The organism is Actinomadura sp. 9N215 (assembly GCF_044326345.1).
Taxonomy (GTDB): Bacteria; Actinomycetota; Actinomycetes; order Streptosporangiales; family Streptosporangiaceae; genus Spirillospora.
The window spans coordinates 73,848-95,685 of the sequence record NZ_JBIRBA010000038.1 but is presented as its reverse complement, the minus strand read 5'-3'; the positions used below and the strand labels follow the sequence as shown (position 1 = coordinate 95,685).

17 protein-coding genes are annotated in these 21,838 nt (G+C 70.9%); 8 read left to right on the top strand and 9 right to left on the bottom strand.

Features of this window, described 5'->3' with window-relative positions:
• Positions 1 to 135: 135 nt before the first annotated feature.
• Positions 136 to 2,337: an MMPL family transporter gene (locus ACH34T_RS40295; RefSeq protein ID WP_396026274.1), complete on the bottom strand. Its 2,202-nt coding sequence runs from the start codon at positions 2,335 to 2,337 to the stop codon at positions 136 to 138.
• Positions 2,338 to 2,579: 242 nt separating this feature from the next.
• Between ACH34T_RS40295 and ACH34T_RS40290 the strand changes: the two genes are divergently transcribed.
• The 3 genes from ACH34T_RS40290 (at position 2,580) to ACH34T_RS40280 (ending at position 5,570) form a co-directional block, all read left to right on the top strand.
• Positions 2,580 to 3,908 (top strand): sensor histidine kinase, encoded by a 1,329-nt coding sequence (locus tag ACH34T_RS40290; protein WP_396026273.1) that lies wholly within the window; start codon positions 2,580 to 2,582, stop codon positions 3,906 to 3,908.
• The gene (locus ACH34T_RS40285; RefSeq protein WP_396026272.1) at positions 3,872 to 4,516 is read left to right on the top strand and encodes a LuxR C-terminal-related transcriptional regulator; all 645 of its coding nucleotides are present in this window, start codon (positions 3,872 to 3,874) and stop codon (positions 4,514 to 4,516) included. The genes ACH34T_RS40290 and ACH34T_RS40285 overlap by 37 nt, the downstream gene beginning before the upstream one ends.
• Before the next feature lie 127 nt (positions 4,517 to 4,643).
• Positions 4,644 to 5,570, top strand: coding sequence for a hypothetical protein (locus ACH34T_RS40280; RefSeq protein ID WP_396026271.1), 927 nt, complete (start codon positions 4,644 to 4,646; stop codon positions 5,568 to 5,570).
• On the opposite strand, the gene ACH34T_RS40275 is transcribed toward ACH34T_RS40280, so the two are convergent.
• On the bottom strand, positions 5,545 to 6,369 hold the full coding sequence (locus tag ACH34T_RS40275) for an enoyl-CoA hydratase/isomerase family protein (protein WP_396026270.1): 825 nt from the start codon (positions 6,367 to 6,369) through the stop codon (positions 5,545 to 5,547). The genes ACH34T_RS40280 and ACH34T_RS40275 overlap by 26 nt on opposite strands.
• A gap of 581 nt (positions 6,370 to 6,950) precedes the next feature.
• Here ACH34T_RS40275 and rho point away from each other — a divergent pair.
• Positions 6,951 to 8,270 carry a transcription termination factor Rho gene (rho, locus tag ACH34T_RS40270; protein ID WP_396026269.1) on the top strand — a complete coding sequence of 440 codons (1,320 nt, stop codon included), beginning with the start codon at positions 6,951 to 6,953 and terminating at the stop codon, positions 8,268 to 8,270.
• 10 nt (positions 8,271 to 8,280) lie between these two features.
• On the opposite strand, the gene ACH34T_RS40265 is transcribed toward rho, so the two are convergent.
• Both ACH34T_RS40265 and ACH34T_RS40260 read right to left on the bottom strand, forming a co-directional pair.
• Positions 8,281 to 10,197 (bottom strand): serine/threonine-protein kinase, encoded by a 1,917-nt coding sequence (locus ACH34T_RS40265; RefSeq protein ID WP_396026268.1) that lies wholly within the window; start codon positions 10,195 to 10,197, stop codon positions 8,281 to 8,283.
• 129 nt (positions 10,198 to 10,326) lie between these two features.
• On the bottom strand, positions 10,327 to 11,904 hold the full coding sequence (locus ACH34T_RS40260; protein ID WP_396026267.1) for an acyl-CoA synthetase: 1,578 nt from the start codon (positions 11,902 to 11,904) through the stop codon (positions 10,327 to 10,329).
• 221 nt (positions 11,905 to 12,125) lie between these two features.
• Here ACH34T_RS40260 and sigE point away from each other — a divergent pair, with 221 nt between their 5' ends.
• The gene (gene sigE / locus ACH34T_RS40255; protein ID WP_396026283.1) at positions 12,126 to 12,665 is read left to right on the top strand and encodes an RNA polymerase sigma factor SigE; all 540 of its coding nucleotides are present in this window, start codon (positions 12,126 to 12,128) and stop codon (positions 12,663 to 12,665) included.
• Positions 12,666 to 12,738: 73 nt separating this feature from the next.
• Here the strand turns inward: sigE and ACH34T_RS40250 are convergent, their stop codons facing one another.
• The gene (locus ACH34T_RS40250) at positions 12,739 to 13,779 is read right to left on the bottom strand and encodes a beta-propeller fold lactonase family protein (RefSeq protein ID WP_396026266.1); all 1,041 of its coding nucleotides are present in this window, start codon (positions 13,777 to 13,779) and stop codon (positions 12,739 to 12,741) included.
• A gap of 102 nt (positions 13,780 to 13,881) precedes the next feature.
• The gene (locus tag ACH34T_RS40245) at positions 13,882 to 14,784 is read right to left on the bottom strand and encodes a hypothetical protein (RefSeq protein WP_396026265.1); all 903 of its coding nucleotides are present in this window, start codon (positions 14,782 to 14,784) and stop codon (positions 13,882 to 13,884) included.
• Positions 14,785 to 15,270: 486 nt separating this feature from the next.
• Here ACH34T_RS40245 and ACH34T_RS40240 point away from each other — a divergent pair, with 486 nt between their 5' ends.
• Entirely contained in the window at positions 15,271 to 15,969 is a 699-nt protein-coding gene (locus tag ACH34T_RS40240) for a helix-turn-helix domain-containing protein (protein ID WP_396026264.1), read from the top strand.
• A gap of 186 nt (positions 15,970 to 16,155) precedes the next feature.
• On the opposite strand, the gene ACH34T_RS40235 is transcribed toward ACH34T_RS40240, so the two are convergent.
• The gene (locus tag ACH34T_RS40235) at positions 16,156 to 16,536 is read right to left on the bottom strand and encodes a hypothetical protein (protein WP_396026263.1); all 381 of its coding nucleotides are present in this window, start codon (positions 16,534 to 16,536) and stop codon (positions 16,156 to 16,158) included.
• Positions 16,537 to 16,684: 148 nt separating this feature from the next.
• Here ACH34T_RS40235 and ACH34T_RS40230 point away from each other — a divergent pair, with 148 nt between their 5' ends.
• The gene (locus ACH34T_RS40230) at positions 16,685 to 18,247 is read left to right on the top strand and encodes a S1 family peptidase (RefSeq protein ID WP_396026262.1); all 1,563 of its coding nucleotides are present in this window, start codon (positions 16,685 to 16,687) and stop codon (positions 18,245 to 18,247) included.
• 130 nt (positions 18,248 to 18,377) lie between these two features.
• A complete protein-coding gene (locus tag ACH34T_RS40225; RefSeq protein ID WP_396026261.1) occupies positions 18,378 to 19,517 on the top strand; it encodes an NADAR family protein in 1,140 nt (379 codons plus the stop codon).
• Between the two features lie 405 nt (positions 19,518 to 19,922).
• On the opposite strand, the gene ACH34T_RS40220 is transcribed toward ACH34T_RS40225, so the two are convergent.
• Positions 19,923 to 20,639 (bottom strand): hypothetical protein, encoded by a 717-nt coding sequence (locus ACH34T_RS40220; RefSeq protein ID WP_396026260.1) that lies wholly within the window; start codon positions 20,637 to 20,639, stop codon positions 19,923 to 19,925.
• Between the two features lie 273 nt (positions 20,640 to 20,912).
• A complete protein-coding gene (locus ACH34T_RS40215; protein ID WP_396026259.1) occupies positions 20,913 to 21,734 on the bottom strand; it encodes a L,D-transpeptidase family protein in 822 nt (273 codons plus the stop codon).
• Positions 21,735 to 21,838 lie beyond the last annotated feature (104 nt).

Below are 21,838 nucleotides of genomic sequence, written 5' to 3'. Positions count from 1 at the left end.
GTCGTTATACCGGAAGCCGTTAGTCGCTATACCGAAGAAGTTATACCGAAGAAGGTATATCGAATCGGCGGGCGGCGCGAGCGGGAAAATTGAGCAAAGCCCCGGCCCGAAGGCCGGGGCTTTGCGCATGGAACCTCAGCCTTGCGGGATCAAAGGCTGCGGCGCCGGCGGCGGCTGGACGGGTTCCGAAGCGGCCGGGTCGGCGTGCGAGATCTGGGGCAGCCAGCCCAGCCAGCGCGGCAGGTACCAGTTCGCGCGCCCCAGCAGGGACATGACGGCCGGGAGCAGCACCACGCGGACGATCGTCGCGTCGATCAGGACCGCCACCGCCAGGCCGACGCCGAGCTGCTTGAAGTCCTGCATGGTGAGCGTCCCGAAGATCCCGAACGTGGCGATCATGATGACGGCGGCGCTGGTCACGGGGCCCGCGGTGGCGCGGATCCCCTCCCGGACGGCGCGGGTGGTGTCCAGGCCACGGTCGTGGGCCTCGCGGATCCGGGAGACGACGAACACGTGGTAGTCCATCGACAGGCCGAACAGGACGACGAAGACGAACAGCGGGATCCACGACTCCAGGGCCCCGGCGCCGGTCGTCCCGACCAGGGAGTCGCCCCAGCCGTGCTGGAACACCGCGACCATCACGCCGTAGGCGGCGCCGACCGACAGCAGGTTGAGGACGATCGCCGTGACCGCGATCGGCAGCGAGCGGAAGAAGACCAGCATCAGCAGGAACGTGATGCCGAGGACGAACAGGAAGACGGGCACGATGCTCGTCCTGAGCTGCGCGTTGTAGTCGATCGACCAGGCGAGCTGGCCCGTGACCGGCGCCTCCCCGACCTTCCCGACCGTCTGCGGGACGATCCGGTCACGGAGCGTCTCCAGCGCGTGCGTGGACGTCGCGTCGGAGCCGGACCCGGCCAGCGGGACCTCGATCTCGGCGATGTTCTCCTTCTCGTGGACGGTGACCTCGACGGGCTCGTTCAGCTCGTCCGACGCGGCGGCCTGCCGTTTCAGGTCGTCGATCGCGGCCCTGACCCGCGGCGCGTTGATGTCGCCCGCCTTCACCACGACGACCGCGGGCTCCGGGGTGCCGGGGAACGCCTCGTTCAGCCGGGTGTAGGTCTGCGCGATCTCCTCACCGGGCGGGACCTGCTGGTCGATGCGGAGCTGTTCCGTCTTCATGCCGAGCGCGGGCGCGGCCAGGACGAGCAGCACCCCGGCGGCGAGCACCGTCGCGATCCCCGGACGGGCCAGGACGGGCTTCAGCAGCGCCCCCACCACCCCGCCACGGTCCTGGGCGGAGCGGCGGCGCCGCAACGGGATGCGGGCGAACTCGACCTTGTCGCCGAGCAGCGAAAGCACCGCGGGCAGGACGGTCACCGACCCGAGCATCGCGATGAACACCACGAGGATCGTCGCGACGGCGAACCCCTTGAACAGCAGCAGCCCGGACAGGAACATCCCCGACATCGCGACCATCACGGTGAGCCCGGAGACGAGGACCGACCGTCCCGAGGTGGCGGCGGCGATCGCGAGGGCCGTGCCCCTGTCCCGGCCCTTGCGACGCTCCTCCCGTTCGCGTTGCAGGTAGAACAGGCAGTAGTCGACGCCGACCGCGAGGCCCATCAGCAGCATCACCGAGTTCGTCGTCTCGTCGACGTGCAGGGCGTGGCTCGTGACGGCGAGGAGCCCGCCCGCCGCGAGGAACGCGGTGAACGCCAGCATCACCGGCAGCACGGCCGCGACCAGCGCGCCGAACGCGACGAGCAGGATGCCGAGGGCGAGCGGCAGCGCCGTCATCTCGGCGCGCTTGAAGTCGCTGCCGAGGGCCTCGTCGAACCAGGCGTCGGCGGTGGCGCCGCCGAACTGCCCCATCTCGACGGACGGGTTGTCGCGCTCCGCCTTCGCCACCGCGTCCTGGATCGCGGGCAGCGGGTCGGGCACGTCGTCCGCCGCCTCCGGCACCGTGAACTGGACGATCACGTGCCGCCCGTCCTTGGCCACCGCGTCCGGCCGCATATCGATGATCTTGCCGGTGGCCTTGACGTTCGTCCGGACGGCCGCGACCGCGCGCCGCATCTCGGGCGACCCGGCCGCGTGCGCGCCGCCGGAGATCAGCACCGTCTCCTGGTCGGGGTCCTCGACCCCGGCCTCGGAGAGGATCTGCTCGGCCCGCGCCGAGGGCCCGGTGCCCTGCTCGTGGCCCTCCATCGTGATCTGTCCGGCGGCCCCGCCGAGCACGGAGGCCAGGACGACGAACAGGAGCCAGCCGAAGATGGCCGTCAATCGGTGCCGCGCGCTCCACCCACCGAGCGTGGCGGCGAGATTCCGTTTCATGGGGTTCCCCGGAATTCGTCGGATAGGGCTGACACCCAGAAACGCTAGGAACGGCGGGAACGGCGCGACATGGCCTTAGACGCCGTCCGGGGGTGTAGGTAGGTACAGGTGTAGCCAGGTACACCATCACCTCGGGTTGCGGGCACACTGTGCAGAAGGGCGCAGGCCAGAAGACTGGACGTCATAAGGCAGCGACCCTTGGAGGAACCCCCGTGAACGGTGAACTGGCGAAAGAGACGAGGGTGAACGAAACGCGACTGGAGAAGGCACGACCGCGGGAGACCCGGCTCCAGCAGCACGTCAGGGCGCCCTGGCGCGGCCTGGCGTTCGGGCTGCTGGGCATCCCCGCGATGCTCACCGGGGCGTGGTTCATCACGGTCGTCTCGATGATCTCCAGCTTTCTCGGGGTGCTGCTGTTCCCGTCCGCGGTGATGCTGCTGCGCACCCAGCTGGACGCGTATCGCTCCCGCATCAACCAGTGGACGGACGTCAGGATCGAGCGCCCCTACCTGCCGGAGCCCGAGGTCGAGCCCGGCATCCACGGGATGATCAAGCGCTTCGTCCGGTTGATCAGCGACCCGGCCACCTGGCGCGACTACCTGTGGGTGGTCGTCGACCCGATCCTGGTGCTGTTCACGGCCGCGCTGCCGGGCCTGCTCATCCTGTACGGGCTGTGGGGCTACGCGCTCGCCGCGTTCGTCGGCGACCTGATCGGCCACTACGCCGGCGCCGACTGGTACGCCTACGTCCACATCACGGAGGGTTACAGCGATGACTGGATGCGCGTCACGTCCACGGTCGTCATCGCCACCGCCTGCATCGCCGCCGGGTTCCTCATCGGCCCGAAGATGATGAACGTGTACGGGCAGTGGGGCCGGTTCATCCTCGGCCCGACGCGGAAGTCGGAGCTGGCGCTGCGCGTCCGGCACCTGACGGAGACCCGGTCGGAGGCCGTGGACGCGTCCGCCGCCGAGCTGCGCCGCATCGAGCGCGACCTGCACGACGGCGCGCAGGCCAGGCTCGTCGCGATGGGCATGAGCCTCGGCGCGATCGAGCACCTGCTCGACAGGGACCCGGAGAAGGCCAGGATCCTGCTGTCGGAGGCGCGCGAGTCGTCCGCGAAGGCGCTGCACGAGCTGCGCGACCTCGTCCGCGGCATCCACCCGCCGGTGCTCGCCGACCGCGGCATCGGCGACGCGGTCAAGGCCCTCGCGCTCGACCACCCGCTGCGGGTCGAGGTCGCCGCCGACCTGCCGGCGCGGCCGGAGCCGCCGGTCGAGTCGGCCGCCTACTTCGCGGTGTCGGAGATCCTCACGAACGCGGCCAAGCACTCCGGCGCGTCCCGCGTCTGGGTCGACCTGCGGTACGAGCGCGGCATGCTCCGGATCAGCGTCACCGACGACGGCCGCGGCGGCGCCACGATGGACGGCGGGACGGGCCTGCGCGGCATCGAGCGGCGGATCGGTACATTCGACGGGATCCTCGCCCTCAACTCTCCCGTGGGCGGCCCGACGATCGTGACCATGGAGCTGCCGTGCGCGTTGTCATCGCCGAAGACCTCGCCCTCCTGAGAGAAGGGCTGGTCAGCCTCCTCGAAACCCATGATTTCGAGATCGCCGCCGCGGTCGACAACGGCCCCTCGCTGCTGAAGGCGCTCCTCGACCACCGCCCGGACGTGGCGGTGGTCGACGTGCGTCTGCCGCCGTCCTTCACCGACGAGGGGCTCCAGGCGGCGCTGGAGGCGCGGCGGCAGGTCCCGGGCCTGCCCGTCCTGGTGCTGTCGCAGTATGTGGAGCAGCTGTACGCGCGGGAGCTGCTCGCCGACGGCACCGGCGGCATCGGCTACCTGCTGAAGGACCGGGTGTTCGACGCCGCGCAGTTCGTGGACGCGGTCCGCCGGGTCGCCGCGGGCGGCACCGCGATGGACCCCGAGGTCATCTCCAGGCTCGTCGCCAGCAACACCCGGAACACGCCGGTCAGCCGCCTCACGCCACGCGAGACCGAGGTCCTGGAGCTGATGGCGCAGGGCCGGTCGAACGCCGCGATCGCGGAACGGCTCGTCGTCACGGAGCGGGCTGTGACGAAGCACACCGCGAACATCTTCACCAAGCTCGACCTGCCCGTCACCGGCGACGACAACCGGCGCGTCCTGGCCGTCCTGGCCTATTTGAACCGCTGACGGCTATCTTGCTCGGCGAGACGGCCCTCAGGAGGCCCGGCAACCGCGGCGACCGCGGCGAAGCGAGGACCGCCGAGCTTCCCCTCCCCCGGGGGTCTGGGGGCTGCCCCCAGAAAGGTACGGCCCGATGACGGTGATTCTGGTCCTGCTCTGCCTGGCGATCGCCGGCCGTGAGCTGTATCTGGCGTTCGAGCGCAAACGGATACCGGGCGCGCCCGAGATCGCCGACATCCGCACCCAGCTCCGCGCGCTGAAGGGGACCCGGGACGAGCTGGAGAACCTCCGCACGTCCCAGGAGGAGCGGCTGGACCGGCTCACCCGCGAGCAGGACCGCGACCGGGAGGCGCTCGGCGCGGCCGACGCCCGGATCCGGTCGCTGATCGCGCAGATCAACGACCGGATGGTGCCGGACGTCAACGACAAGCTGAACCGCCAGCGCGAGACCGCCGACCAGCAACGCGAGGCCGTCGCCGGCCTGACCACCGAGGTCGCGGGCCTGGCCGCCAAGGCCTCGGACCTGGCCGCCGAGGTCGCGGGCCTGCGCGCGCAGCTGGCCCGGCGGCTCGACGACGCCGTCGCCGCGTCCCTCGGCGCCGAGCCGGTGGACGTGGTCGGCGGCTTCCTCCGCGTCTCCCCGCCCGCCGCGCGGGCCCCGCTGACCGGCCCGTACGAGCGGTTCGCCGGACGGCACGGCCTGCGGATCGAGCTCGCCGACCAGGACCGCTACCACCTGTCCGGACGCAGCCCGCGCGGCCTCGAAAGCGACTTCATCGAGCTCGTCCGCTCCCTGCCCGCGGACGGCGAGGACGCGACGGCGCAGGTCCTGGACCTGCTGGGCCTCCTCGCCGACGCCGAGGCGGGCACGGCGCAGATCGGGCCGCTGCTCGTCGTCCGGACGCCCGAATCGCTGATGTGCGGGGTGCTGCCCCTCGCCGAGCTGCTCCGTCCCGAGACCGCCGCGCTGCTGGACGATCCGCCCGCCGCGGCGCGCCGCCTGCGCCTCCTCCCCGGGACGCGCTTCCGCGTCCTCAGCGGGTCGGAGCCGTCCAGGTGAAATCGGGGTCGCGGCGTTCGAGGAACGCGGCGACGCCCTCGTCGACCTCGCCGCTCGCGGCCAGCTCGTCCAGCCACCGCTTCGCCTTCGCCTTCGCGCCGGCCTGCCCGGACGCGACGATCGCGTCCACGATGTCCTTCGTCGCGCGCTGGGTGAGCAGGGACCGGGACGCCAGCGTCGCCGCGAACCCGGCGACACGCTCGCGGAGACCGGAGCCGTCGCCGGGGGCACCCGCCGGGACGATCTCGTCCAGCAGGCCGATGCGGAGCGCGTGCTCGGCACCGATCAGGTCCGCCGAGTAGAGCAGGTACTTCGCGGCGGACGGCCCCACCAGCCCGACGAGCCGCGCCGTCGCCTCGGCCGGGTAGACGATGCCGAGCTTGGCCGGGGTGATCCCGAACCGGGCGCCGTCCGCGGCGAACCGCAGGTCACAGGCCGCGGCGAGCTGGCAGCCGCCGCCGACGCAGTAGCCCTCGATCGCCGCGAGCACCGGCTTCGGGAACGCGGCGAGCGCCCGCTCCGCGAGCGTCGACAGGTGCGAGTCGTCGTCGCGGTTTATGTCGCCGAGCTCGGCGATGTCGGCGCCCGCGCAGAAGTTCCCGCCCGCGCCGGTCAGCACCACGACGCGCACGCCGGGGTCGGCGGCGAGGGCGTCGAGGATGCCGGGGAGCGCCCGCCACATGTCCGCGGACATCGCGTTGCGCTTGGCCGGACGGTCGATCACGACCGTGCCGACGGGACCCGCGACCTCCGCACGCAGCCCCCCGTCCGACGGCTCCCGGTCCGGCGACTCGCCCATGATCCTCCTCCGCCTAGACGCGGCTCATCGTACGGAAGCCCGGAACGCGGCTCGCCAGGAGGGCCGACCGGAGGGCAGACCGGCGGGCACATCGTCGCGTCCCAGGCCATGATCTCCGTTGACCCGAGCGGGCTGATCGGAACTTGCGGGACGGCCTGGGAGTCTTAACGGTCGAGGCACCAGCGATCATCGGTGGCGGCGCGTGCGGGGGCACCGCGCCGCCGCACCACCGCGCCGCCCGCCACTGGGGGACCACCTGCATGAAAGCCGTCCACGACCTCCGGGAATGCGAAACCGCCCTGGGGTGCTGTACTCTCAAAGCAGCGTCTTCGGATTTCCGCGATTCGCGGCGAGGGCGTTTCTTCCCCGCCCGGGCCATCTGAGAGCCCGGTGATTTCCCGGTTCGGTACGTACAGAGCAACGTGCTGGGCCGCCGTACAAGGGAGCCGACGTCAGCCCGGTGAACCGAGCTGCATTTCTCTCGTTCCACTCGCGTACGTGCCGCGGGTTCCGCCGCCGTACACGGGATTCGACCCCGGGCCGCGCGGAGCGTTCCGCGCAGGCCTGAGATAGGGACCCACATGTCCACTTCCACACTCACCACCGAACGACCCGCCGCCGACCGCGCGGCCACCGACACCAAGACCGCCGACACCGATGCCAAGATCGCCGACACCAAGACCGGCGAAGGCAGGACCGGCGAGGGCAAGGCCACCGGCCGCAAGGTCGCGCCGCACAGCGTGTCCGCGCAGAGCGGCCGCAAGAGCCGGCAGGGACGGCGCCCCGCCGAAGAGGCGCCGACCGTCCCGTTCCACGGCATCCTCGCCGTCCAGGACAAGCACGCGTTCGTCCGCACCTCCGGCTACCACCCCGGACCGGACGACGTGCACGTCTCGCTCACCCAGATCAAGGCCAACAACATGCGCCCCGGCGACGCCGTCACCGGCACGGCGCGGCCGCCGAAGTCCAACCGGGAGAAGTTCTCCGCCCTCGCCTCCGTCGACACCGTGAACGGCGTCCCGCCCGCGGAGGCGGCCGACCGGCCCGAGTTCGGCAAGCTGACCCCGCTGTTCCCGGACGAGCGCCTCCGCCTCGACACCGGCCCGCTCGCCACCCGCATCATCGACCTGGTCGCGCCGCTCGGCAAGGGCCAGCGCGGGCTCATCGTGTCGCCGCCGAAGGTCGGCAAGACGATGGTGCTGCAGGCCGTCGCCAACGCGATCGCGCAGAACAACCCCGAAGTGCACCTCATGGTCGTGCTCATCGACGAGCGGCCGGAAGAGGTCACCGACATGCAGCGGACGATCCGCGGCGAGGTGATCCACTCGACGTTCGACCGTCCGGCGCAGGAGCACACGGCGCTCGCCGAACTGGCCGTCGAGCGCGCCAAGCGCCTCGTCGAGCAGGGCCACGACGTGGTCATGCTGCTCGACTCGATCACGCGGCTCGGCCGCGCGTACAACCTGGCGGCGCCGTCCAGCAGCCGCATCCTGGCGGGCGGCGTCGCGACGACCGCGATCTACCCGCCGAAGAAGTTCTTCGGCGCCGCCCGCAACATCGAGAACGGCGGCTCCCTCACGATCCTCGCCACCGCGCTGGTGGAGACGGGCTCCCGGATGGACGACGTCTTCTTCGAGGAGTACAAGGGCACCGGCAACATGGAGCTGAAGCTCGACCGGGGCCTCGCCGACCGCCGCGTCTTCCCCGCCGTCGACATCGAGGCGTCCTCGACGCGCCGCGACGAGCTGCTCATGTCGCCGGAGGAGCTCGCGCTCTCCTGGCGCCTCCGCCGCGCCCTCCAGGGGCTGGAGAAGCAGCAGGCCGTCGAGCACCTGCTGGAGAAGATGAAGGGCACCTCGTCCAACGCGGAGTTCCTCCTCCGCCTCCAGCAGACGGTCTGACCCTCCCTCCCTAACTCCCCTTCTCGGGACGGAACGATCTGAGGATCTTGTCGTAGAGGCGCTGGCCGGGCGTCCACTGCCGATCGGGCGCGTAGAAGCAGAACTCATACCCCGCCGCCCGGCTGCACAGCACGTGCCTGGTCTTGTGCCCTCGGACGGACTCTCGCCCGGGTTCGCCGCCGGGTTCGCGACCGTCGCCGTTCCGCCAGGTGAACTCCCATTCCGCCGCACCGGCGATGACCTCAGGCACCGCTTCGAGCCGCAACCGGTGATACCCGGGGTAGCGGTTCTGCGCCACGGCCGCCCGCTCCTCGGCGCGCAGGCCGGCCAGCGGGTTCCCGGACACCGGGGTGATGCGCAGCCCCCGTCCCGTGCGGACGTCCTTCCACCGCATGACGGACCCGCGCCGCTCGGCCTGCCATCCCGCGGGCACGCGCACCGAATAGGCGCCCGCCTCCCGGTACTTCGCCGTCTTGCCCGTCACCCCCGCCGCCGGACGCAGGGCGACCGCGTCGCTCTTGCCGATCGACGTCCAGCGGGCCGCCCAGGTGCCGGTTCCGGCCGCGAGCGCGGCGAGCACCGCCACACCCGCCACCGTCCCAGGCCGCACCCTGCGCCCCGCCGCCGCCCCACGTCCCGCCGCCGCTGGGCGTCCCGTGGCCGCTCCACGTCCCGTGGCCGCTCCACGTCCCGTGATCGGCCACCGTCGCGCGATCGGTCTGCGTCCCGTGGTCGGCCTGCGTCGTGTGATCAGTGCCGGGACGCGCGGCCGCCACCGCTGCCTGGGCGTCCACGGGCGCCGTTGACGCCACCAGCCGCGCATCCAGCGCTGCCGCTGCCGCCGCCGTCTGCGTCGCCGTCGCGAACCGCACGGCGGCGACGTGGCGTCCCGCCGGGCGCCAGGTGGCCTGCCGCCGCGCAGCGTCCACGGGACGCGCGGCCCACGGAAGACGTGGGAACGTGCCGCGTCCCGCGAGACCCACGAACCGCGAGACGCCCACGGGACGCGGCGCAGCAGCGTGAGCCGGCGCGCGGAGAACCCGCGGACCTCCTGCGGGACGGGCGTCAGCGTCGCCCGCGTCGCACCCGGTTCCGGGACGGTCCCGACCACGTTCGCCAGCAGTTCCGCAGTGGCTTCGGCCGTCAAACGGTCTTCTGGCCGCTGACGAAGCAGTCCTTCGACGACGGCGGTCAGCGGCCCAGCCCGTACAGGACGCGCGTAGTCGCCCAATAGCACCGCCACCATCGACGCCAGTGCGTGGCACCGCAGGAACGGCGAGAAACCCTCGACGGCCGTGTAAAGCGTCGCGCCGAGGGACCACAGGTCGGACGCCTCCAGTCCCGGCAGTCCGTTCACCCGTTCGGGCGGGAGGTAGGCGGGAGAGCCTTCGATGCCCGCGGGCATCGTGTCGACGGTCTCGCGACCGCGGTCCAGATGGACGGCCAAGCCGAAGTCGGTGAGCAGAATCCGTCCGTCGTCGCAGATCAGGACGTTGCTGGGCTTGACGTCGCGATGCAGGATCCCCGCCGCGTGCGACGCGCGCAGCACCGACAGGACGGCCGCGCCGATCTCCGCCGTCCGGCGCACGCCCAGCGGGCCGTCCTCGGTGATGAGCCGGTTCAGCGAGCACGACTCCAGGAACTCCATGACGATCCACGGCCGGCCGTCCTCGACGAGGAGGTCGTGGACGGCGACCACGCCCGGATGTTTCAGCGCGGCGGTGGCGCGTGCCTCGGTCAGCAGGCGCCGGCACATCACCCTGCGTTCGCTTTCGGTGATGCGCCCGGGGAGATGGACCTCCTTGACGGCGACGTCCCGGTCCAGCATCTCGTCGTAGGCGCGCCAGACGGTCCCCATGCCGCCCCTGCCGACCACAGAGAGCAGGCGATACCGCCGCGCTAGCGGTATCAACCGATCCCCATTCATGGGGAAGTTATTCGCCCGGAAGCGCTCAAGCCACGCTCCCACGGCATCAATCATTTCTTGACCGCCGCCTGCGGCGGAGAAAGCGGCCGGACGTGGTATAAGCCCGGCAGGCCCCGTCAAGTCGCAGGTTTAGTCGAAGACGCTCCGCGCCCACTTGTAATCGGATTTGCCGACGGCCGTGCGCCGCACCTCGTCCACCACCTCGATCTGGCGCGGCACCTTGTAACCGGCGAGGCGGCCGCGGCAGTGCTCGGCCAGTTCGTCCAGCGTCACCGCGGCCTCAGGACGCGGCGCGACGACGGCGGCCACGCGCTGCCCGAACCGCTCGTCCGGCAGGCCGACGACGACCGCGTCGTCCACGTCCGGGTGGTCCTTCAGCGCGACCTCGACCTCCTCCGGGTACACCTTCTCCCCGCCCGTGTTGATCACGAGGGAACCGCGGCCGAGCAGCACGATCGTGCCGTCCGCGGCCAGGGCGGCGAAGTCGCCGGGGATCGACCAGCGGGTGCCTTCCGCGTCCGTGAAGAACGTCGACGCGGTCTTCTCCGGGTCGTTGTAGTAGCCGACCGGGATGTGGCCCTTGCGCGCGAGCCTGCCGATCTCGCCGGGCGCGACGACGTTCAGGTCGTCGTCCAGGACGGTGACGTCCGGGTCCATCTGGAACCGTGCCGTCCCGTCCTTGCCGCCTCCGACGGACGGCCCGCACGCACCGGTCTCCGAGGCCCCGTAGTTGTCGAGGAAAACGACGTTCGGGAGATGGGCGCTCAGCGCCTCCTTCATCCCATCGGTCAAGGGCGCGCCACCGGACGCGATGCCAATCAACGAGGACGTGTCGTATTGGCCGGTGGCCAGTGCGTCAACGACCGGTCGCGCCATCGCGTCACCGATGAGCATCAGCACATTCGCCTGTTCTTCGGCGACGAGTCGGAGGGCCTTGTCAGCGTCGAATGCGTGGTCAATGTAAAGGACGACTTTGGCGCCGCTGAACAAACCCATGAACGCGACCCATTGCCCGGCGCCGTGCATGACGGGCGCGCAGTCGAGGACGGCCATCGCGGGCTGGTCGGCGTTGGCGGCGAGCTCCTCCGGGCTCCCGATCGGGTCACCGAAGACGTTCCCGCCACCGAAGGCGCCGAAGAAGACGTCCTCGCTGCGCCATTCGACGCCCTTCGGATATCCCGTCGTCCCGCCGGTGTACATGATGTAACGGTCGTCGTTCGACCGCTCGGGAAAGCCCTCATCCGGATCAACCTCGGCAAGCGCGCGCTCATAGGGCACAGCGCCCGGGAGCACACCCTCGGACCCGTCCTCCAGCGCGACGACGTGCCGCAGCTTCGGCAGTTCCCCGCGGATCTCCGCCGTCTTCGCCAAGAGCGAACACTCGCCGATCAGCGCGACCGAGTCGGAGTCGGACAGGACGTGCCGCAGCTCCGCCGCCACGTACCGGAAGTTCACCGGGATCGGCACCGCGCGGATCTTGAAGACGCCGAACATCGCCTCGATCCACTCGACGCGGTTGTGGGCGAGGATCGCGACATGCTCGCCGGCCCCCACGCCCGCGCGGGCCAGATGCCGTCCGACCCGGCTCGCACGCTCGTTGAGCTGCGCGAACGTCCTCCGCTCCGGCCCCGCCACCAGCGCCGGACGGTCCGGCCCCGCCGCGGCCATGATCTCCAGCAGGTCGGCCGGGTTGTAGCTGCGCACCATGCCACCGTCCTCGCACGTCGGGGTGGGGATGCCCCGATCCTCCCCACGGGGGACGGCGAACTCAACCCTTATTGTCATCCAGTCCAATGAGGTGGATCACACCCGGGCGGCCGCCTGATCCGGCCAAGGTCGCGCCTTCTTACACGGCTCTTATCCGTGTACCGGCATGCTTGGCCGTAACGATTCAGTATCAGACGGGGGTAGTGGTGAGCGCAGGCGCTATGGCGTGGACCCCGCCGACGTGGGAGGAGATCGTCAGCGAGCACTCCACGCGAGTGTTCCGGCTGGCGTACCGGCTGACCGGCAACCGGCACGACGCCGAAGACCTGACCCAGGACGTCTTCATCCGGGTCTTCCGTTCTCTGTCTTCCTACACCCCCGGCACGTTCGAGGGCTGGCTGCACCGCATCACCACCAACCTCTTCCTGGACCGGGCCCGCCGCAAGCAGCGCATCCGCTTCGACGCCCTCGGCGACGACGCCGCCGAACGCCTGCAGGGACGCGAGCCGTCCCCCGCCCAGGCCTACGACGACCGCCACCTGGACGCCGACATCCAGCGCGCCCTCGACGGCCTGGCCCCCGAATACCGCGCCGCCGTCGTCCTGTGCGACATCGAGGGCCTCTCCTACGAGGAGATCGCCGCGACCCTCAACGTCAAGCTCGGCACCGTCCGCTCGCGCATCCACCGGGGCCGCGCCCAACTCCGCGACGCCCTGGAACACCGCCGCCCCACCGACGTCCCCACCACCTGCGACCACTGACGGCGAGGACACGCGTCCCCGCCACCACCTGCGCAAAGCAGCGGTGTGGCTTCACCGGGGCGGAGCGGGACGGTCAACGGGTCACGGTGACGACCGAGACGGTGTGGGAGCCGGTGTTGGTGACGTAGAGGTAGTCGCCGTCCGGTCCTGAGGCCGTCCAGCGGGGGTCGTCGCCGACAGCCACGTCGCCGAGGACACGGTGGGTGCGGGTGTCGAAGATGCTGACGGTGTCGGAGCCGGAGTTGGCGACGTAGGCGATGCGGTCGCCGCGGTAGAGGTTGAGGCCGCGGGGGTTGGCGCCGACGGTGATGGTGTCGGTGACGGTGCGAGTCCGGGTGTTGATGACCGAGACGGTCCCGCCGATGGTGTTGGAGATGTAGAGGGTCCTGCCGTCGGGGGTGACGAAGGCGCCGCGCGGTTCGTCGCCGACGGTGATGGTCGCGGCCACCTTCTGGCTGCGGGTGTCGATGACCGCGACGTTGTCGGAGTCGGAGTTGGCGGAGTAGGCGGTGCGGCCGTCGGGAGCGAAGGCGATGCCGCGCGGGGACAGGCCGACGGGGATGTTGCCGATGACGGCGTGGGTGGCGGTGTCGATGACGGTGACGACGCCGGATCCGGTGCTGCTGACGTAGGCGTGGCGGCCGTCCGGGGCGACTTCGACCCACCGGGGGGCGTCGCCGACGGTGACCGTCTTGATGACCTTCCGGGTGTGGGTGTCGATCACCGACAGGTCATCGGAGTCGCGGTTCGGAATGTAGACGAAGTCACCATCGCGCACGAACGCGACGCCGTAGGGGAACTTGCCGACCTCGATGGTGCCGATCGCCTTCCGGGTCTCCACGTCGATGATCGAGACGGTGTTGGATCCGGCGTTGGCGACGTAGGCGGTCTCATGGTCGGGGTCGAACGCCACCGCGCGGGGGTTGAGGCCGACGTTGATGGTGGCCAGCACGACGGGCTTGTACGACGGACGGGCCGCCGGGGCACCGTGACCGGCGGGTTGGTCCGCCTGGGCGGCGGTACCGGGCAGGGCCCCTGCCGTGAGGAGGGCGGTACCGGCCAGGAGCGCCAGCGAGGCGGCACGGATCTTCGATGCATGGTCGTGGTACGACATCACGGGTTCCTCATCAGTTCTGGGAGCAGGCCTTCCGGCAGACTCCTTGGGTTGGTGGGGAGAGTTGATCGCCGAGAGAGCGGGTGAGCGCTCGGCGGCGGGTCACGTTGTGGGGGCGCGTGTCGGGGCGGGGGGCACCGGCGGGGTGTCGGGTGTGCGCTGGTGAAGGGCTCGGGTGGAAAGACCGGCTATGAGGATCAGGGCGATCGGCAGGACGTAGTCGCCGTCGCGTTCCACGAATTGGAACCATTCCTGCCCGACGAGGGGCCGCAGCAGTTCGGTGCCGAGTTTCCAGGCCAGCACGAAGAGCAGCAGCGCCCGCCCCGGTTTGACGAGGATGGCCAGGCCGAGAAGGATCTCGAAAGTCCCGAACACCACCATGAGATGGGCGGACTCGACCGTGGAAGGAGTTATACCGAAGAAATCGAAGAAGTCGTACCAGTAGGGCTTGTCCTCGAACGCGCCGAATCCGCCGTGGCCGATGAGGAGCAGGGCCAGGCCGCCGCGGGCGGCCCAGTGCGCGGCGATGAGGGAGCGGTCGGAGACGGCGACGGGCGCGTCGGCGCGCCGGAGCCAGCCGCGCACCGACCAGCCGCCCAGCCCGACGAGGATCAGCATGGCCGCCGGCATCCCGTAGTTGCCGCCGCGCTCCAGGAACTCCCACCAGCCTTCGCCGACGGCCGGGCGCAGCAGCGCGGTGAACACTCCCCACACGGTGGCGTGCAGCAGCAGGATCCGGGCAGGCCACACCAGGACGAGCAGTCCCACGCTGATGTCGATGGTGCCGGTGATGTAGTACATGTGGTCGAGGGCGAAGTCCTCGGAGAAGCCGAACAGGTCGTAGTAGGGCAGCCAGGCCCGCGAGCGGCTCAGTCCCGCCCACCCGTGCCCCACGTATTCGACGGCCACTCCGATCCGCAGCAGCCAGTAGAGCTTGGTCAGGGTCGGCGCCTGGACAATCGCCTCCCACCTGCCCGTCCATTCCCTCGGGGTGATCTGACTCATCTCGAACACCGCCAATCGTGATCGAATTTCTCGAACACCGATGAAGGTAGGCGCGGGCGGCATAGGGAAACAGAGCAATGCCTGCCAACTTGAGAAAGCCGAAAAGTCTTCGAAATTGGGCATGGCAAATGCATGACTCCATGCTCGGCGACCGGAATTAATGGCCGAATTCGCAATTAAGTGCGAGGCGGGAGGCAATTATGTGCGGCCTGGCGTCGGGCCGGACCGCACCGGTCGCGTGAGTCGCCCCAGGTTTCGGACGCGGCGGGGCGTAAAGGTCAAGGGAACGACGGGGGAGCGCCCGTTCCGTCGGGCCCGGCGGGGCCCGGATGTAGCTGGGACCCGGTCAGTGCGGCCGGGGCGCGCGGCACGGAATGCACCGCTGGCGGGGCGGATCGTCAGGCACGGGAGCCTCCGGAGGCGGGGAGCGGGGGCCGTCGGACGGCGGCCTTGACGCATGAAAACACGTCAACGACCATTGCCTCAATGGCCATTGACCCATCCCTGCCTCGATGGCGGGCGGCCGCGCATCACGCGCTGGGCGACCCGGCGCGGCTGGCGATCGTCGAGGCACTGTTGCTCGGCGACCTGGCTCCGGGGGAGCTCGGCCGCCTGCTGGGCCTGCCGTCCAACCTGCTGGCCCACCACCTGGGGGTGTTGCAGGCGGCGGGACTCGTCGGGCGGACGCGCTCGGAGGTCGACCGGCGAGGCAGGTACGTGCGCCTGATCCCCTCCGCGCTGCGGGCGCTGAATCCGATCACGCCGCTGACGGTGCCGCGGGTGGTGTTCGTCTGCACCCGCAACGGGGCCCGCTCCCCCCTGGCCGCCGCGATCTGGGCGGACCGTTCTCCGATCCCGGTCGCCTCCGCGGGCATCCGGCCCGCCCCGCGCGTCCACCCCCGCGCCGTCAGCACCGCCCACCGGCACGGGCTGCGGTTGCAGAGCCGTGACACCGCGCACGTCGACGAGGTGCTGGCGCCCACCGATCTGCTCGTCGCCGTGTGCGACAACGCCCACCGGGCACTGGGCCCCGCCCCACGGCGCGTCCACTGGTCGGTTCCCGACCCGGGCCCTGCCGACACCGAGGAGATCTTCGAGGAGGTCTTCGGCCAGCTCGCCGAGCGCATCGACTGGCTCGCCGCCATCACCACCGCGACCCCGGCGCATCCCACCACCCCGAACTGACCGGCCCGCCGACGGACGGCGCCGGCTGCGGAACGTCCCCGGACGGAAGCTCGGCGACGAGCACCCGCTGCTCGGCGACGCGCTTCAGACGCTGCCGGAGATCCTCACCACCGCGATCCTCTACGGCAGCGGCCTGCACGGCAGTGGCCTGCACGTTCGGGTGACCTGCTCGAACGCTCGCACCCGTCACCTGATCCAGCGAGCGGCGGCGTCGAAGATGTCCGTCGGGGTGCGGTTGAACGCGATCGCCGCGTCGGGAGCGTGCCGCCGCACCAGATTGACCAATCGCTCGAACAACTCGATCTGATCGTCCGCGGTCCGCAGGCCGCCCCCGACGATGACGCACTCCCAGGGCCGGGCGCGCAACGCACCGCCGACGACCGCTTCCACGTCGTCGCTCCCGTCGAGGCCGAACAGGCAGGTCTCCACGCCGACGCCGTGCTGGGCGAATCGCGCGACCCCCGCCTCGATCGCCTCGACCACCGGCCTGGGGTCCCAGGGCCCGGGCACCCGATAGGGGTCCAGCCCGATCACGAGGACGCGCGGGCTGGAGACAGAACCGTCCACGCGTGGACGGTACCCCGATCATCCCCGGCGTGGGTCCGATGAGCTTTCATCCGAACGGTGTCGAGCGGCGAATACCAGGAGTTCGGAACGTCACTCGATGTCGAGGTGCCCAATGCGAAGCTCTTTGGTTCGTTCACCATTGCCCGCGGTGCTGGTGGCGGCATGCATGCTGCTGGCCGCGCTCGCCGCCCCGGCCGGTGCCGCACCGGCAGGTGCGGCGGCGGCCGAGCCGGGCCCGGCCGCGGGCTCGGGTCCGGTCCTGCTGGTTCCGACTCCCGGAGTGGCCGAGGGAGCGGCGCGGACGTCGCCGAAGATGATCGAGGCGATGCGGCGGGACATGCGCCTGACCCGCGCCGAGGCGATCACCCGGCTCGGCCGCCAGCACGCCGCGGGGGCCGTCGAAGGGCGGGCCCACCACGCAGCCGGACGGCACTTCGCGGGATCCTGGCTGAACGAGGACGGCTCGGCGCTGATGGTCGCCGTCACCGACCAGCGCGCCGCGCAGGCCGTCCGCGCCGCGGGCGCCACCCCCGCACTGGTGACCCACTCCCGCGCCGAGCTGGCGACGGCCCAGCTCAAGCTACAGACCCACGCCGGCAAGCAGCTCGGCAAAGCCGTGCACGGATGGTACGTCGACGCGCGCCGCAACAGCCTGGTGGTCTTGGCCGCACCCGGACGGCAGGGCGCCGCGGCCGAATGGGTCGCCGCCGCCGGCGTGCCCGCCGCCCTGGTGACCTTCGAGCAGAGCCAGGGTCCGCAGAAGGCGACAGCCGACCTGGTCGGCGGCGACGGCTACATCAACCTGCTGTCCAAGAACCGCTGCACCGCCGGGCTCGGGGTCAGATCGCTCTTGGACGGCTCGACCGGTTTCGTCACCGCGGGGCACTGCGTCGAGCGGGGAAACTTCGTCGACTTCGACACCGTCATCGGCGGTTCGGGCGGGGCCGGGCGCACCGCCAAGTCGTCCTTCCCGCTCCCTCCCCCGGTCACACCGGCCACCCGGACGTTCGACCGGGCCTACCTACAGCTCAATTCCGAGCCGAGCAACCGGGTGCTACCGGCGGTACGGACGTCGTTCTTCAGTACCACGCCGGTCCTGGGATCCCAGGCGGCCAGGCAGGGTGACACGGTCTGCTCCTTCGGCAGGGTCAGTCAGTTCCGCTGCGGCCCAATTATCGCCACCAACGAGAACCTGCTCGTCGAGTACGACGACGGGGTCCGCAGCCTGGGCCAGGTGACGGTTCTCGGCCTGAACTCGGCGCGCTTCTGCAGCATCGGCGGCGACTCCGGCGGCCCGGTCATCACCCCGGGCACCGGTCAAGCACAGGGCCACACGGTGTCGACCACCTGCACCGGCGTCGGCTTCACCACCACCTACCAACCCATCAACGCGACCCAGCTCGGCCTCGGCGTCCGGCTTCTGCTCGCCGATTCACGCCCCTCTCCCCCACCCCCGATGATCACGGCGTTCAACTGCTACGCCGACTACGACCGCTTCACCTGCGACCTGAACTGGGAGGGCGGCACCGATCCCGACTCCGTCCAGGTCAGTACGAACGGCCGGGACGTCAGGCGAATCGACGACTACGACGGCAACTTCGTCATCCTGGCCGCAAGGTGCGCCCCCGTCGGCGACACCTTCGTCTCGGTCTCGATCGTCGACGCCGACGGCCGCCGCGCCAACGCCAGCCAGAATTCCTTCTGTTCTTGACCAACACACCGGCGGCCCGCCCGAATCGTCGAGGGCGGGCCGCCAGGCCCTGACACCGAACGCCGTCCCAGCCACCACCTGCGACCGCTGAGGAATGCCCGGCCCGCCTGGGCCGCGCTAGCCTACGCGGATGCCGTGGAACAGGCCGACACACCGGTGGCTGGACGGCGAGCGGATCGACGGGGCCTGGTGCCACGTCTGGGTCAAGGGGTATTCCGATCGCTACCACGTCGCTGACCTCTTCGCCTACGCCGATGGCCTGCTCAGCTGCCAGGAAACGATGGGCCTGCAGGAACTCCGCCAACGACTGGAGTCCGGGAAGATCGCTCTCTTTGATCCCGGACGTCCGCCGCCCGAGCGTCCCCCGCAGACGCCGCGCTGGAAGGCCCGCTATCCGGAGCCGCTGACGAACGAAGGCTTCCTGGGCGAGGTCGCGGACGAGATCGCAGCCCTGAACGGCCGCCCGACGACCTCCGACCTGTGCTGGGAGGCGATCAAGCGCTACCAGCAGGAGCCGGTCGAAGCCAACCGCCTACTCGTCCGCGAGGCGTACCTGGCGATCCCCCCGCACCGCCGGGTGTTCGTCCTGGGCGACATGGACCGGCAGGACATCCCGTTGCGGCAGCTGACCACCGACATCGGCGAGCCGGTGTGGGGGGACGGGCCGATCGTCACTCCCGAGATGCACGCCGGCGTCCTGGAGTACTTCGATGCCGGCGACCGCGGAGCGCGGGAAATCCGCGAGCACCTCGCCGTCCTGCACGCCGACGATCCCCCACAGCCCGGGGCCGCGGCGATCACGCTGCATGAGCGCCTCAATCCGCCGACCGAACCTCCAGAGCAACCGGACCTGTTCGCGCTGCGGAACGAGTTCCCGTCCCCGCTCACCTACGACGGCCGGACGTATCCCACGGTCATCCACGGTTACTGGGCACTCGCCGCGGCAGCCCGCTCCGACCACGACCACATCCAGGAGGCCGCCACCGCCGGCGAAGCGCACGAACTCGGCGGCCGTTGCCCTCTACGCCCGGACTGGGCGAACATCCGTACCGCCGTCATGACCGACCTGCTGCGCGCCAAATTCACCCAACACCCCGAACTGGCCGGGATCCTGCTGTCCACGGGCGACGCGCGAATCAGCTACACCGGCTATTCCGAGTCACCATTCTGGACCGATCGCGGCCCCCACGAGGGCCGCAACTGGGTCGGCCGCCTACTCGAACTAATCCGATCCGACCTCCACAGACCCCGACCCGATCACCCTGCCTAGGGCCTTCAGGCTCGCAGAACTTCCAGGTCGTCCCGTCCCGCCCCGTCGCCCACAGCATCGTCGCTGTTCCGTCCCGACGGCCAGAGACATCCGCCTGGGCCCCGCCGGAATCTCCCGGGTGATCTCCGAGATCGTCGCGTCCGGCGCCCGCAGCCCGGATCATGAACATCACCCGGAAGTCTTCACCACCGCCCGACCAGCACCGCGACCAACACGCTGATCAACTCTGCACGTTTACCTGTACCTGGCTGGTCACCCGACCGCCGCACCTGGGCGTTCGCCGGGGCCGATCGTGTCCTGTGGCTGGTGCCTCCGAACCACGTGCCGATGACGGTCAGGAGCACTGGCCGTTCAGAGGAAGGGCCCGCGCGCCCCCACGCGTCGCGGGCCCTTCCTGCGCGTGTGTCAGCCGGTGACGGGGAGGTCGCCGGTGACCGGGGTGGGCGCGGGCGCGGCGCCCGGCGGGGTGGACGGCGACGACGGCGTGCCGGGCTCGGACGGCGTGGACGGCGGGACGCTCGGGTCCCCGGGCTTCCCGCCCTTACCGCAGGTGACGGACGAGATGGCGATCGTCTGCGTCTTCCCGGCGAGCGTCGCGCTCAGCTCGATGGCGGTGATCGAGAGGTTGCCGTCGTGGTCGCGGACGTGCTTGTTCAGCGTGACCGTCGCGGAGCCGAGCCCGGTCAGGTTGACGGTCAGGGACGAGTTGGGCGCCGCGGTGAGCTTCAGCTTGCGGCCGTTGAGGGTCGCCTCCTTCAGGTGCGAGACGCCGTTGCCGTTCTCGCATTTGGCCGTGACGGAGCTGGCGCTGAGGCCGAACTTGGCGATCCTGAGGTCGGTCACGGAGGCGCGGCCGTGCCCGGCCCAGGCGGCGGCGTTCAGCAGGCTCGCCTCGATCCCGAGCGCGTTGGCGGGCAGTTCGGCGACGCTCTTGCGCTCCGGCTTCTGGACGGTCGACGTCACGGACGGCGTCGGCGGGATGGCGACGGGCCCGGTCGCCGAGATGGCGACGGCGGAGCCGACACCGCCGCCGGTCGCGGACGCGGCGGGGACGACGGCGGCGAAGGGCAGAGCGAGCGCGCCGGCGACCGCCGCGCACTTCGTGATTGTCTGCAAACGCACGGTTGCTCTCCTTGGGGGGTTCTGACTTCTTGTGGTGAGGACATTCGGATGGTGGGCGGGCAGACCGACCTCATGGCCGGGGATCAGGACGTCAGGCGGTGACAAGGGCGGACGTCGGGTTGTGATCGGGGACGGACGTCGGGCTGTGACCGGGATGGACGTCAGGCAGGGACGGACGTCAGGTTGTGGCTGGAACGGACGGGGAAGCGGTGGCGGGGACGGACGGGCATGCGGTGGTGGGCATGCGCGTCAGGTGGGGGCGGGCATGGCGGCTTAGGCGGTGACGACGACGGGTGTGCCCAGTGGGGCCTTGGCGAGGAGCTTCAGGGCATCCGCGGGGACGCGCACGCAGCCGTGAGTGACGGCCTTGCCGAAGACGGACGTGCTGGGCCAGCCGTGGAACGCCACCGTCCCGGGGCCGCCGCCGTAGGAGTCGAGGGTCTCGGAGTGCGCGCCGACCGGCAGGATGAGCGGGCTGAAGGTCGGCTTGGACGGGGCCAGCGAGGCGAGGATGAACGTCCGTCCGGTCGGGGTGGGCGTCTTCGGCGCGCCGACCGCCACGGGCCAGGTTCCCTCCCGGCGGCCGGAGTTCAGGAGGGTGAGCTTGCGGTCGCCGACGTCCACCTTGACGACGTGGGTGCTGCGCGCGACCTTCAGCCCGGAGTCGGGGATCCAGCCGGTCACGCCGTTGGGACGGCTCGGCAGCAGCACGCGCCGCCAGCCGGGGCGGGTCTCGACGACGGGCACCCAGGTGTCCGCCTTGAGCTGGGTGGCGGGCAGTTCCGCCACGGCGGGCGCTCCCGGCTGCGCCGAGACGGGGGCGGTGGCGCCGGGGTGGACGACCGTCCCGTCCATGGCGGCGGCCGGCGCCGGGTCGGCCGGCAGGTCGTTGAGGGTGGTGTACGTGGTCGCCTGGGGCAGTTTGCCTCCGCCGCCCGCGGCCTCCGCCTTGCCGGTGCCGGGCTCCTCTCCCCCGCAGCCGGTCACGAGGACGGCCATGGCCGCCAGTGCGGCCGTACCGGCCGCCATGCCGCGGGCCGGGCTGGACGGACGGGCCGTGCCGCGGATCGCGGCGCGCGGTTGTTCGTCGCTCACGAGGACTCCCGATGATCGTGGACGCCGGCGGGACGGGCCTCCGGCCCGCCTCTGTGCCCGCTGTCTACGCACGACCGCCCGATCGGGTTGCACGCCAGGGGAAC